This is a genomic window from Roseovarius sp. Pro17 (assembly GCF_035599575.1).
Lineage (GTDB): Bacteria > Pseudomonadota > Alphaproteobacteria > Rhodobacterales > Rhodobacteraceae > Roseovarius.
The window spans coordinates 1,166,818-1,179,473 of the sequence record NZ_CP141179.1 but is presented as its reverse complement, the minus strand read 5'-3'; the positions used below and the strand labels follow the sequence as shown (position 1 = coordinate 1,179,473).

General features: G+C 62.2%; 16 protein-coding genes and 1 other RNA gene. 4 read left to right on the top strand and 13 right to left on the bottom strand.

Translation table 11 applies throughout. From position 1 onward, the window contains the following. Window positions 1–45: 45 nt before the first annotated feature. The 4 genes from U3654_RS05740 to mgtE all read right to left on the bottom strand — a co-directional run bounded on the left by U3654_RS05740 (window position 46) and on the right by mgtE (window position 3,943). The gene (locus tag U3654_RS05740) at window positions 46–981 is read right to left on the bottom strand and encodes a DMT family transporter (protein WP_324754389.1); all 936 of its coding nucleotides are present in this window, start codon (window positions 979–981) and stop codon (window positions 46–48) included. Continuing rightward, entirely contained in the window at window positions 978–1,790 is an 813-nt protein-coding gene (locus U3654_RS05735) for a TIGR00282 family metallophosphoesterase (RefSeq protein ID WP_324754388.1), read from the bottom strand. The genes U3654_RS05740 and U3654_RS05735 overlap by 4 nt, the downstream gene beginning before the upstream one ends. Before the next feature lie 189 nt (window positions 1,791–1,979). After that, window positions 1,980–2,546 carry a 5-formyltetrahydrofolate cyclo-ligase gene (locus U3654_RS05730; RefSeq protein WP_324754387.1) on the bottom strand — a complete coding sequence of 189 codons (567 nt, stop codon included), beginning with the start codon at window positions 2,544–2,546 and terminating at the stop codon, window positions 1,980–1,982. Next, window positions 2,543–3,943: a magnesium transporter gene (gene mgtE, locus U3654_RS05725; RefSeq protein ID WP_324754386.1), complete on the bottom strand. Its 1,401-nt coding sequence runs from the start codon at window positions 3,941–3,943 to the stop codon at window positions 2,543–2,545. The genes U3654_RS05730 and mgtE overlap by 4 nt, the downstream gene beginning before the upstream one ends. 186 nt (window positions 3,944–4,129) lie before the next feature. On the opposite strand from mgtE, the gene U3654_RS05720 reads away from it, so the two are divergent. Further along, window positions 4,130–4,378 carry a hypothetical protein gene (locus tag U3654_RS05720; protein ID WP_324754385.1) on the top strand — a complete coding sequence of 83 codons (249 nt, stop codon included), beginning with the start codon at window positions 4,130–4,132 and terminating at the stop codon, window positions 4,376–4,378. Between the two features lie 6 nt (window positions 4,379–4,384). Here U3654_RS05720 and U3654_RS05715 read toward each other — a convergent pair whose 3' ends face one another. The 3 genes from U3654_RS05715 to U3654_RS05705 form a co-directional block, all read right to left on the bottom strand. Next, entirely contained in the window at window positions 4,385–4,828 is a 444-nt protein-coding gene (locus tag U3654_RS05715; protein WP_324754384.1) for a CAP domain-containing protein, read from the bottom strand. Between the two features lie 113 nt (window positions 4,829–4,941). Beyond that, window positions 4,942–5,760: an inositol monophosphatase family protein gene (locus tag U3654_RS05710; RefSeq protein WP_416384562.1), complete on the bottom strand. Its 819-nt coding sequence runs from the start codon at window positions 5,758–5,760 to the stop codon at window positions 4,942–4,944. A 96-nt stretch (window positions 5,761–5,856) separates the two neighbouring features. Beyond that, on the bottom strand, window positions 5,857–6,237 hold the full coding sequence (locus U3654_RS05705; RefSeq protein WP_324754382.1) for a helix-turn-helix domain-containing protein: 381 nt from the start codon (window positions 6,235–6,237) through the stop codon (window positions 5,857–5,859). A gap of 314 nt (window positions 6,238–6,551) precedes the next feature. Here U3654_RS05705 and U3654_RS05700 point away from each other — a divergent pair, with 314 nt between their 5' ends. After that, window positions 6,552–7,514: an NADPH:quinone oxidoreductase family protein gene (locus U3654_RS05700; protein WP_324755232.1), complete on the top strand. Its 963-nt coding sequence runs from the start codon at window positions 6,552–6,554 to the stop codon at window positions 7,512–7,514. Between the two features lie 10 nt (window positions 7,515–7,524). Here U3654_RS05700 and U3654_RS05695 read toward each other — a convergent pair whose 3' ends face one another. Next, on the bottom strand, window positions 7,525–8,394 hold the full coding sequence (locus U3654_RS05695; protein WP_324754381.1) for a LysR family transcriptional regulator: 870 nt from the start codon (window positions 8,392–8,394) through the stop codon (window positions 7,525–7,527). Between the two features lie 126 nt (window positions 8,395–8,520). Here U3654_RS05695 and U3654_RS05690 point away from each other — a divergent pair, with 126 nt between their 5' ends. Beyond that, entirely contained in the window at window positions 8,521–8,730 is a 210-nt protein-coding gene (locus U3654_RS05690) for a DUF1127 domain-containing protein (RefSeq protein ID WP_324754380.1), read from the top strand. Window positions 8,731–8,873: 143 nt separating this feature from the next. Then, a complete protein-coding gene (locus tag U3654_RS05685) occupies window positions 8,874–9,593 on the top strand; it encodes a Bax inhibitor-1/YccA family protein (RefSeq protein ID WP_324754379.1) in 720 nt (239 codons plus the stop codon). Between the two features lie 70 nt (window positions 9,594–9,663). Here U3654_RS05685 and U3654_RS05680 read toward each other — a convergent pair whose 3' ends face one another. The 5 genes from U3654_RS05680 to U3654_RS05660 form a co-directional block, all read right to left on the bottom strand. Further along, window positions 9,664–10,341 (bottom strand): hypothetical protein, encoded by a 678-nt coding sequence (locus U3654_RS05680; protein WP_324754378.1) that lies wholly within the window; start codon window positions 10,339–10,341, stop codon window positions 9,664–9,666. Between the two features lie 38 nt (window positions 10,342–10,379). Beyond that, complete coding sequence (gene rpmG / locus U3654_RS05675; protein WP_324754377.1) at window positions 10,380–10,547, bottom strand: 50S ribosomal protein L33; 168 nt, start codon at window positions 10,545–10,547, stop codon at window positions 10,380–10,382. 223 nt (window positions 10,548–10,770) lie between these two features. Further along, an RNA gene (gene rnpB, locus U3654_RS05670) (RNase P RNA component class A) lies at window positions 10,771–11,201 on the bottom strand. An 11-nt stretch (window positions 11,202–11,212) separates the two neighbouring features. Then, the gene (locus tag U3654_RS05665) at window positions 11,213–11,923 is read right to left on the bottom strand and encodes an N-acetylmuramoyl-L-alanine amidase (RefSeq protein WP_324754376.1); all 711 of its coding nucleotides are present in this window, start codon (window positions 11,921–11,923) and stop codon (window positions 11,213–11,215) included. Between the two features lie 6 nt (window positions 11,924–11,929). Continuing rightward, entirely contained in the window at window positions 11,930–12,652 is a 723-nt protein-coding gene (locus U3654_RS05660) for a hypothetical protein (RefSeq protein WP_324754375.1), read from the bottom strand. Between the last annotated feature and the right edge of the window lie 4 nt (window positions 12,653–12,656).

Genomic DNA, 12,656 nt, shown 5'->3' with positions numbered 1-12,656 from the left:
GGTCTGCGACAAATCGAGATATGCGATCACTTCTGGACCTGCTTCCTATGAATTGCGAGCATTTTCGCCGATGCGCGTGACAGGTGCAAGCGGCGTGGCATGGCGGCGCGGCTGGACCAGCGCGATGCCGATTGTCATGATTCCCAGCGCCAGCCAAACCCAGAATGCATAGCGCTCGTGCAGCAGCAGCATAGACCACAGCACGCCGCAGCCCGTCACCAGATAGCTGGCCTGCGCGGCAAAAACCGACCCCGCGCGCCCGACCAGCCAGACATAGACGGCATAGACCAGCCCATGGATCGCCGCCGACGCCACCAGCGCCAGTTCGGGCGCGCCAAAACTGTCCGCCGGATTTATCCACTGCCCGGTGACTACCGCCAGCGGCAGTGAAATAACCATGCCCAGCAGCGACGCGCCCAGAATAACCTGCATCGGATCAAGGCCCTGCGTGCCCCATTTGGCCACCAGATTCCCCTCGGTCGCGTAGAGCAGCGGCGCCATCAGCGCGATGGGGATGAACGCGGCCATGGCCCTTTCGGGCAGGCTTGCCTCGGGGCCGATCAGCAGCAATATCCCAACAATGCCAAAGCTGAGGCCCAGCACACGGCGCCATGCGAACGTCTCGTTTCCCAGTGCCAGCGCGATGGGTAATGAAAAGAGCGGCACGCTGGCGATGACGATGGCCATGATCCCGCCCGGCAGCTTGGCCGCAGCAAGGTAAAAAAAGATATCGGGCAGCACCGCGCCGCACAACGCGATCATGAGATAGAGCCGCCAATAGCGCTGCCCCAGCTCCAGCCGTTTGCGACGCAGGGCACAGATTGCCCCCAGCAGGGTCACAACGACCACCTCCTGCCAGAATATCAGGCCCAGCGGCTGATGGCCGGTACTGACCGCGATCTTGGCCAGCGGCACGCTCAGCCCCCAGCCCGCGCCCATCGCCAGTAGCACGGCATAAGGGCCCAGATCGCGTGTATTCATGGCCCCGCCTGCGCGAGGCGCCCGCCCTGACGGACCATCTCGATCCGGGTGGCGCGCCCTGTTTTGTCGTCCGTCTCGACATAGACGCCCGACAGCGTCGCCTCACCCATTGCAGGCTGAAAGCGGCCCTTGGGCATCCCGGTGACAAAGCGGCGCAGCGGCTCTTCCTTTTCCATGCCGATGACACTGTTGTAGTCGCCGCACATACCCGCATCGCTGAGATATGCGGTGCCGCCCGGCAGAACCTGCGCATCGGCAGTGGGGATATGCGTATGCGTGCCGACCACCAGCGACGCGCGCCCGTCGCAAAAATAGCCCACGCCCGTCTTTTCGCTGGTCGCCTCGCAATGGATATCAATGATCGCCGCCTGCACGGCCCCGCCCAGAACGTGCGCGCGCAGCACCGCGTCCAGCGCCGAGAAGGGATCGTCGAAGGCCCGCTTCATGAACACCTGCCCCAGCACCTGCGCCACCAGAACCTTGCGCCCGCGCGCGTCGGTGAACACCCGGTGGCCGCGCCCCGGCGCGCCCTTGGCAAAATTGATGGGCCGGATGATGCGCGGCTCGCCTTCGATGGCGCGCAGCATGTCTTTTTGATCGAACGCATGATCGCCCAGCGTGACGCAATCGGCGCCAGCATCCAGAATGCCCTTGGCGTGCTCACCGCTCAGACCCATGCCGCCGGTCGCGTTCTCGCCGTTCACCACGACAAAATCGAGGCCCCAATCAGCGCGCAGTCGCGGCAGCGTTTCCGCAATCGCCCGCCGTCCGCCGCGTCCCATCACATCGCCAAGAAAAAGTAATTTCATGCCCCAACTGTTAGGGCGCGCAGATGCCACGTGCAAGAGCCCAGAGGCATGTGATGCGCTGCGGAGCCAAGGGCGGGATTCGAGTATTTGGAGAACAGTGAAAGTCTGAGGCTTTGCTGCATCTTCTGCCTGAAAATAGCCCGGCGGGAGGCATCGGGATTCAGCGGCACCGGGGTCGTGCAGCCGTGCCTAGCGCGGTGGAAACTCGATCACTTCATCTTCGGTGACGATCATGTCGAGGGGTTGATCGGTGGGCTCCAACGGTAGATCCGCTGCCTCTTGGGCGCCGTATGCATATCCGATGGCGAGAACCGCGCCGCGGGCGCGCAATCGCTCAAGCGTGCGGTCGTAAAAGCCGCCGCCATAGCCCAGCCGTCCGCCTGCGCGATCGAATGCGACCAGTGGCACGATCAGAATCTGGGGCGTGATAAAGTCGTCCACCTCGGGGACACGCGCGCCAAAGGGACCGTCCTTCATTGTGCAACCCGGCGCCCAGCGCGAGAAGATCAACGGCATCCCTTCGCCTTCGATCACCGGTACGCAGACGGGGCCATGCGCCGCCGCCTCTGCCATGGCGGGCAGCGGGTCGATCTCGGTCCGGATGGGCATATAACCGGCAAGCGCAACGCCGCGATAGCCGGCGAGCACCTCAGACAGCCGCCCGGCGGGCGCCGCGCCGCGTGCCTCATGCGCCGCCTTGCGCCGGGCGAAGGCGGCCTTGCGCGCCGCCGCCTTGATCTGTGCCAGATCGCTCACAGCAGGAATATCGTGGCAAGCCCGAGGAACGCCAGAAAGCCGACGACGTCGGTCATCGTCGTCACGAACGTGCCGGATGCCAGCGCTGGATCGATGCCGAACCTGTCTAACGTCAGCGGTACCAGCGTTCCTGCCAGCCCCGCGACCGTCAGATTGATGACCATCGCCGCCGCGATCACGTAGCCCAGTATAGGCGAGCCGAACCACCACAGCCCCATCGTGCCCATAAGCACCGCAAACACCAAGCCATTCAGGAAACCCACGAGGGCCTCACGCCGTATCACGCGCATCGCGTTCGAAGAGGTCAGATCGCGCGCCGCCAGCGCGCGAACAGACACAGTCAGCACCTGTGTGCCAGCATTGCCGCCCATCGACGCAACGATTGGCATGAGGACCGCTACTGCGACGTATTGCGCAATTGTCGCCTCGAACTGCGAAATGACCAGCGCAGCCAGGTTCGCGGTGACCAGATTGACCGCCAGCCAAGGCAGTCGCCGCCGCGCCGTCGCGGCCACGGAGTCCGACAGCGAGCTTTCTTCGTCCACGCCGGCGAGGCGCAGGATGTCTTCCTCGTGCTCGTCATCCAACACGGCCATCGCGTCGTCGATGGTGATGACGCCGACAAGCCGGTCGTTTTCATCCACGACGGGCGCCGAGATCAGGTGATATTGGTTGAACGCATAGGCGACATCGCCCTCGTCCTGCGTCACGGGGATCACGTGAAACGTCTCTTCGACAAGACTGGTCAGCATGACCTCGCGGCGCGATGACATCAGCTTGCCCAGTGTCACGTTGCCAATCGGGTGCAGCTTGGGATCGACGAGGATGATGTGATAGAACTGTTCGGGCAGTTCCTGCTGGTTTCGCATGAAATCAATGGCTTCGCCAACGTTCCAATGTTCTGGGGCCATCACGAATTCGCGCTGCATCAGGCGGCCGGCAGAGTATTCGGGGTAGTTCAGCGACTGGCGCACCGCGATGCGGTCGCTATCCTCCAGAACCTCGAGGATGGCGTTCTGCTGATGATCCTCCAGATCCTCGACCAGATCGACCACATCGTCGCTGTCCAACTCGCGCACGGCGTCGGCCAGCACTTCGGGGCTGAGATACCCCAGCACCTCCTCACGGATTGATTCGTCCAGTTCCGACAGGATGCTGCCGTCGAATTCATCGCCGTAAAGTTCGATTACACGGCGCCGGTCGAACGCGCTGATCTGCTCCAGAAGGTCGGCGATGTCGGCGGCGTGCAGCGGCTCCATTTCTTGGATCAGCTGCGGGCGGTCATTATTGTCTACGGCGTGGACGATCCGCGCAACGGCATTGCGGTCCAGCTCGTAGGCGTCGTCGCCGCGCTCGTCCTCACTGGGCGCATCCGGGGTCATGTCGTCCTGGCTCATCTATCCCTCTCATGCGGCTGCGTTTGGTTCGCGCAGCATTACGCGCAAGGCGCGCGAGAAACAATGCGCCGTAGCGGCGTGACGTGTCGGAAACGCGCTGGATCTTACAAAATAATCGCACCCGCCGTCACCACTCGCAAAATGGCAAAACCGCGCTAAGTGGCGTCTCCAATAAGGAGGATTCTGATGCAGGACACCCCCGCCGCCGCCCGCCATCTGAGCGCTGCCATTGTGGCGATAGATACCGAGTTCGGCGAAGGCTACGCCGCCCGCCACCCCGAGCTGGTAGCTGCCATGGTACAATCGTCGACCATAGAGGCGGCCGTCGCAACAGGGCGCGGAGCGCACAATGAGGCGCTTAGTCTGGCGCAGAGCCTGACCTCGCAGATTTGCGAAACGCTGCTGAGGCTCAAGCCCAAGTTTTTTGGCGGTTGAAACGGATCAGCAGCCGGAGCGACCCAGTACCATGACCCAGATGTTGCCCCCGGTGCGCACCATAGCAAATTCGCGCGCCCCGTCGCTCAGGATATTGCGGCGATGACCCGTCGAGGCCATCCACCCTTCCATCACTTTATCGAGGCTGCCCTGCCCCTGCGCGATATTCTCGGCGATAAAGCAAAAGCCATATCCGGCAGCATGGGCACGATCCCCAATGCCGGACCCGTCCGAACCGGTATGACTGAAAAATCCGTTGGCCTGCATGTCGCGCGCGTGGGCGGCAGCGGCCTGTGTCAACGCCGAACTGACTGTCAGAGGGGGCAGGCTATAGCGCGCGCGAATATTGGCCAATTGGGCGCTGGTGGCGGCGCTTATGTCCTCTACGTTTTGCGCCTGTGCGGAAGGTGCAACAATTAGTGCAAGGCAGATGGCGATAATGAGGCGCATGAATGGGACTCCGGCGAAGATGGACCTTGGGGCCAAGGTTAGTCGTAGCGCGCACAGCCCGCCACCCCAGAGTCGCCCACACGCAACGAAACGTTGTATCACAAGGCGCCAGTTCAAAGGACGTCCGACAGGATCGCCAGTGCCGCCGCGTGCTGCACCGCGGCTGCGGCAGCGACGACGCGCCCGCCCTCATGTGCCGGGCCGCCCTGCCAGTCGGTGACGATGCCGCCCGCCGCCTCTATAACTGCGATGGGTGCGCATATGTCGTAAGGATTCAGCCCCGCCTCGATCACGAGGTCGATTTGGCCCATCGCCAGCAGCGCGTAGGCGTAGCAATCACACCCATAGCGCACCATTCGCGCACCGTCCGCCACACGCGCGAAGGCCGCGCCCTCCTGCGGTGTGCCCACAGTAGGAAAGGTGGTCATCACCGTTGCCTCCGCCAAGGGACGATCGCCGCGAGCGCGCAAGGCGCGCATTCCCATAGGGCCGGACATGGTGCTGCGATCCAATCCGCCTTCGAATCGTTCGGCCATGTAGGGCTGATCTATCATGCCGTAAATCGGGCCAGCCTCATCCGTCACCGCGATCAGAACGCCCCACGTGGGCGTACCGGCCAGAAAGCCTCGCGTGCCGTCAATTGGGTCCAGCACCCAAGTCAGCCCGCTGGTGCCGGGGCTTGCGCCGAACTCCTCTCCGAGGATGGCGTCGTGCGGACGCAAGGTCGACAGGACGTCCCTCATCGCGCGTTCAGCAGCTTGATCGGCGGCTGTCACGGGATCAAAATCGCTTTCGGTTCGCGCGCCGGGCACATGTTTGTTTTCGGCGGCGAGGCCATCCAAACGAAAATACGGCAGGATTGCACCACGTGCCGCATCGGCCGCCGCATGAGCGGCGCCGATGATTTGCTCAATGTCGTCCTGACTGCGCAACGCAGACACCTCATGCCACTGGAATGCAGCGTGAATAGGCCCGCACGGAGCGTATCACAAGGCCGTCATGACACGCCCGTCGGGCAAACGACCTGTTCAGGCGACGTCGCTAAGCACGCGCGCAAGATCGAACAAGCGTCGCCGCTGATTTTCCGGAATGGCATAGTAAGAGCGCACGAGGTCCAGCGCCTCTTTGTCACCCAGCAAGTCAGCAGGACCGCCGCGCGTCTTTTCCTGAGATGTGGCAGACGCCTGCGCCGCCTCAATCCCTTCAAAGAAGAAGCCGACATCAACCTGCATCGAGCCCGCAATATCCCAAAGCCGCGATGCGCTGACGCGGTTCGCGCCCGTCTCGTACTTCTGGATCTGCTGGAACTTGATGCCGACGCTCTCGGCAAGCTGCTGCTGTGTCATACCGACCAGCCAACGGCGGTGTCTGATACGCTTCCCGACATGGACGTCAACATCATGGGGCATCGAATAATCCTTTTTTTAACCAAGTGGCGTGTGTTTACCCTGTCGTCGGGCACTGAGATGCGGATACGCATTCCCGCCAAAATCATGAAGTGGGATACCAGCGAAATATTAACATCCAAAGCTCACATTACAAGAAATTTTCTAAGCGATAAGGTGATTGGTTAAAATTTAATCAATTATAACGTGTAGCACTAACCCGCTCCAAACGACCCGATGCCGTTTGACAGCGCCGCCTGATATCCACTAGGGCATGCAGTGGTCCGGTGCGGCGCCAAGACGCGGAGCGTCATGAAGAGAGGTCTAAACACATGACAATGAACGCTTTTATAGTAAAATCGCACGATGCGCCTCCCGCGCTCGTTAGCTGCGATCTGCCTCAGCCCGGGCCCGGCCAACTGCGCCTGCGCATCCATGCCTGCGGACTTAACTTTGCCGATCTACTTATGATCAAAGGGCGCTATCAGGACACGCCAGCCCTGCCTTTCACCCTCGGGATGGAGGTCTCGGGCGTGGTTGATGCGCTCGGCGACGGCGTGGATGGGCCCGCCCCCGGCACGCGGGTGGCCGTCTATGGTGGTCAGGGCGGGCTGGCCGACTACGGCTGCTTTGACGCCGCTCGCGCCTTGGCGCTGCCGGACGCGATGAGCTACGAGGCCGCCGCCGCCTTTCAAATCGCTTACGGCACGTCCCATCTTGCGCTGGCGCACCGCGCGCGATTGCTGCCCGGCGAGACGCTGTTGGTGCTGGGCGCAGCTGGCGGCGTTGGCCTGACTGCGGTGGAAATCGGGCGCGCGATGGGCGCGCGCGTCATCGCTTGCGCACGTGGCAAGGACAAGCTGGAGGCGGCGCGCGCAGCAGGCGCGCATCATCTGATCGACAGCGAGACGGACGATATCCGCGCGATCTGCAAGGATCTGGGTGGCGCCGATGTGGTCTATGATCCGGTCGGTGGCGATCAGTTCACTGCCGCCTTTCGCGCCTGCCGCCCCGAGGCGCGCATCCTCACCATCGGTTTTGCCAGTGGCGAGGTGCCAACGATCCCAGCCAACCACCTGCTGGTCAAGAACCTGACCGTGATGGGCCTTTATTGGGGTGGGTATCTGACCTTTGCACCCGAATTGCTGACTGGATCCCTCGCCACGCTGCTCAATTGGGCCGCCGAGGGGCGCATCGCACCGCGCGCACATCACACCTACCCGTTAGAGCGCGCTGCGGAGGGGCTGGAGCTGCTACGCGCGCGCAAATCCACCGGCAAGGTCGTGGTGACGATGGGCTAATCCGCGTCGCTCAGGACGCCACCGCCAGCGCAGAAGCACCAAAGCGCTGCCGCACAACGGCCGCCAACTGCGTCACCAGTTCGCTCTGCGGGGTGGCGGCGCCATACATATTGATCTTTTGCTCTCCCAGATCAGGCAGGCCCGCGTGTTGCGGAACCGGTTCCAGATGGTGCGACGCTGTCCCTTCCAGCATCGCCGTCACCGCCAAATCGGCGCTGACGGTCGCCTCGATCGCACCGTCCGAAGCCGAGTCGATCGCACTTTCCCAATCGATATTGGCGTCGTCCAGAAGCCGGATGGCCTTGGGGCGAAACAGGCAGTTGCGGCAGGTAGCGATGCGCAGCGGGCGCTGCTTCCACGCCGTTCCGCCCTTCGCGCCGTAAAAGCGAAGTGGCACCTCGGTCAGCGTCTCGCCGCCGGGACCAACCATGGTTTCGGTCGTAAGGATCAAGTCGATCTCGCCCTTGCCATGCGACTCCAGCAGTAGACTGGTAAATAGCGAACTAAGGTGCACACGCACGCGCGGAAATGCGGCGTTGAACTGCTTTAGAACGCGGGGAATCACCGGATGGATGATGTCATGCGGCACGCCGAACGTCACTTCTCCCTCCCAAACCTGATCAGTGAGACGCCCGACAACCTCGTCGTTCAGCGCGACCAGACGGCGCGCATATCCCAGCATCTGCTCGCCCGAGGGTGTCAGCGCGATGCGCCTGCCGGTGCGATCCAGCAGGCCAAGACCCAGCAGATCCTCCAACCGCTTGAGCTGCATCGAGACCGCCGATTGCGTCAGGTTCAGCATTGCGGCGGCGCGGGTGACGCCCCCCTGATCAGCCACCGCCACAAATGAGCGCAACGTCGTCATGTCAAGATTTCTCATTCATCACCATCCTTGATGCTTGGGTCCATGAACATTCATTTCCAATATCCATCATACTCTGCCACATATATCAACAGATCAAATGCTTCTCACACAATGCATCACGAAAACAGAAGGATTCCCGCCATGACCATGCTCGTCCACACCCGCACCGACACCACCGCGCGCAAGCTGCCGCTTGGGTCGATGATCGCGCTTTACCGCTCGCGTCGGGCCTTGGCCGGGCTGGATGCGGATGCGCTGGCGGATGTCGGCCTGACCGCTGCCGAGGCCCGGATAGAGGCGCGCCGCTCCTTCTGGGATATGCCCCGCGCGTGGCGGCCCACCCGCTGCTGACACTGACAATGTCAGAAAGCAGCGATGCGCCCTGCAATAGGCGCAAAACCACGAGCGAAAAGCCTTGAATTAACGCGCCAGCCCCCCGATATTGTACGCAAAGGTCCACAACGGGACCCAGCTTTATCAAATCGGAGGCACAGATGGCTGAATACAACACGATCCGGACGGCAGGTGGGACCCGCACAGCCGCGATCGATCAGGGCCTGCGCGCCCATATGAATAAGGTCTACAGCACGATGTCGGTCGGCATGTTGCTGACCTTCTTGACCGCTTGGGCCGTCGGCAACAACGCCTACATGATGGAGACGCTGTTCACCGGCTTCACCCGCTATATCGTGATGTTCGCACCGCTGATCATGGTTTTCGCGTTTGGCGCTGTCATCAACAAGCTGTCGGCAGCCGCCGCGCAGTTGTTTTTCTATGCCTTTGCCGCCGTCATGGGCGTCTCGATCAGCTACATCTTTATCATCTTCACCGATTTCTCGATCGCTCAGGTCTTTCTGACGACCGCAATCGCCTTTGCCGGTCTGTCCCTCTGGGGTTACACGACCAAAAAGGACATCTCGGGCTGGGGCAGCTTCCTGATCATGGGCCTGATCGGCTTGGTCGTGGCAATGGTCATCAACATCTTCCTCGGCTCGCCGGCGGTCATGTTCGCGATCTCGATCATCGGAGTGTTGATCTTTGCGGGCCTCACTGCCTACGACACGCAGTCGATCAAGAATGAGTATCTGGCCCACGCGCACAATGGCGACAGCGAATGGCTGGGCAAGTCGGCAATCATGGGCGCACTGCGCCTCTACCTCGACTTCATCAACATGTTCATGTTCCTGCTGCAGTTGATGGGCAACCGCGAGTAAGCAGCCTTGAATTAGATCTATTGGGAAGGCCGGCCCGCAGGGTCGGCCTTTTTCGTCGAGGATGCGTCTATTACGGGCCGGCATTTCGCGCAGCCGTGACTAGGATATCACGCACAGCGCCCGCATCCGGGATATTCTCGAAGAGGACTGGAACGGTCAAACGTCCCAAAAGGACCGGCCAGCCGGGATGAATGAGACCCCACCCCAACGGCTGAACAGCCTCCCCCGACAGGGCCGATCCCACCTGGACCGCTTCCAGCGGCCACAGCTTTACGATGGGAAAACTCCATTCGGGATGCAGCGGGCAAGAGACAAAGTATCGCCGCCGGCGCAGCAGCGGATCGCGCCCGTGCCTGCACACAATGGCGCGCCGGTCCGTCACAGCGTAGTCCAAACTGCCCAGCACATACGCGCGGGTGCTGATCATGTAGTACGCATAGAGGACGAAACAGAGCGTGACAGCCCCATAGACCCAGGCCGCCTCCCACGCGCCGAAGGATCCGTCCGCCGGGATGAATGGCACGCTGATCCACATGATGGCGATCCCGGCACCGAATGCCGCGTACCAGACCGGTTCGTGCCCGACCAATTGCCAAGTTCGGGCACCATAGACTGGACGTCCTGTCCAATACAGCCGCTCTCCGGGAGCCAAAATATCGCTCCAATCCACATCTGCGGATCTTCCCGCCATCATCTGTGACCACTCCTGCGCAGCACTGTCCGTTCCAACGCAAAAGGCCGCGCTCATCTAGCGCGACCTTTCAAAATACATAGCTCAGGCAGATCTTACTTGATCTTGCCTTCCTTGTACTCGACATGCTTGCGCACGACGGGATCATATTTCTTGAGTGCCATCTTTTCGGTCATCGTGCGCGCGTTTTTCTTGGTCACATAGAAGTGGCCCGTGCCCGCGGTCGAATTCAGGCGGATCTTGATTGTGGTCGGCTTCGCCATGTTTCATCTCCTGCGACGGGCAGCCGGGCTGCCGGTAAATACGTTTGACTGCCTTTTAACGCCGCCGCCCCCCGAGTCAACCACCATTGCGACATTCCCGTGGACGAAGGCCCTGGTATTTTCTTGGGTCAAATAGCCCAACCCCGCAATCGCCTGCGTGCGCGTTACCCGTGACATCGTGGGCCGGGAAAATCCCCGGCGCTTTCTGCATCCAGCCCCGAAAATGCGCGGAGGGCCTATAAGCCGGATTCTGTCCAGAGCAAGCCGTAACCTGCCCTTGGATGACCATTCATCTAAAGACGATGTTACCACCGCCCCTTTGGCTGCCAACCCGGACCGCCGGGCCAAGACGTGCCTGCGGGCGGTATCGACCTAGGCCGACCTGCCCCGCGCGCGGTCCCTATTTGGCATTGCTCCCGGTGGGGCTTGCCGTGCCAGTGCTGTTGCCAGCCCCGCGGTGGGCTCTTACCCCACCGTTTCACCCTTACCCGCGTGCTTCGCCGTGGCGAAGTGCAGGCGGTTTCTTTTCTGTGGCGCTTTCCCTCGGGTTACCCCGGCCGGGCGTTACCCGGCACCGTTGTCTTGTGGAGTCCGGACTTTCCTCCCACGGTGAAACCTTGCGGTTTCCCCATAAGCGGCCATCCGGCCCTCCGCGCAATTCGCAGTTAAGCACCCTGCCCGCCCCGGTCAACGGGAAAGCGCGCAGTTATATTGGCCAGCACGGCCATGTCGCCAGCGTCCAGTGGCCCACGCGCCCAAGGCCGCCAGCGCAGGCGCAGCGCAGTCAGCACCGCCTCGTCGCTGAACTCGGCACCATAGCCCACTTGCGCACTCAGATCGCGGAACCGGGATAGATCCGCTGCGGCACCGGCCTGCGGCCATATCGCCAATCCCTGCATGGCCAGCCGACGCCAGTCGAAATGCGGGCCGGGATCGTCCTTGCGATCCGGCGCTATGTCGGAATGACCGATGACCCGCTCGGGCGGAATATGCCAGCGCGCCATGATGCCCGGCAACAACCGCTCCAGCATATGCATCTGAGGCTCGGGAAACGGATGGTTGCCGCGACTGGCCAGCTCAATCCCGATCGAGCGGGAGTTGACGTCGCTTACCGCACCCCAGCGGCCCTGCCCCGCGTGCCAGGCGCGCGCGGCCTCATCCACCAGCTGCCACAGCCTGCCATCCTCGCTGATGACGTAGTGACAGGATACCTGCGCGTCCGGATCGCACAGTCGCGCGACCGCCGCGTCGGCGCTCTGCATATTGGTGAAATGGACCACGATGATATCGGGCTCGACCCCGCCGCGCCGCGCCCCCACGTTGGGCGACGGCTGCCAGACGACATCCGGCAAGTCCGCGTCAATGCGAGGGCTCACGCCCGATCAACCGCCTGCGGCCTTGCGAAAGGGGCGCGGATCCCACGAACAGGCAAAACCGTCGCCATCGGGGTCCAGTCCGAGGCGGTCCCGCTCTGGCCCGCCTTTGGACAGAAACTCAATCTGCGCCAGATCCGGACCGGAATAGGCCGCGCAATTGCGCTCGGACTTAACCTGTTTGTTCAGCCCTACGCGCCGATAAATTTGCGTGCCGGGCGCATGTTTACTGCTGAGGGCGTAGGCCACGATATTCGGCGCCTCGCCGCCACTGCGACTGGGCAGCGCCTCAACCGATGCGACTTCGTATTGCTGACGCGCCGCCGCAACGCGCGCGGCATCATCCTCGATTGAGCGGGTTCCACTAACCGCGTCAAAGTTGTTCTCGACCGAAATACCGGGACTGTTGGTGATCTGCGATGCGGGATTTGCTGCCCCCGCCTGCACGATGGGCTTGCCTGAATTGCCCGCCAGACTCTGGGGGTTGGTGCCCAGCGCTGCACGGGTCTGCGCCACCAGATCATCAGAATCGCTTCCGCCGCCAATGGGCGTCGACGTGACGGCGTCAGGCGCAGGCAGCGCCCTGCCCGCCAACTGCGCATCGCGCTTGGTCTGATATTCGGCATAGTTGCCAAACCCGACGCCCGCGCCGCTGTCCGGCGCGCTATCAGGGATAGAGGTTCCGCAGGCGGCCAGCGCCAAAAGGGCCACACTCGTCGTCAGAAGTCGCATGTTC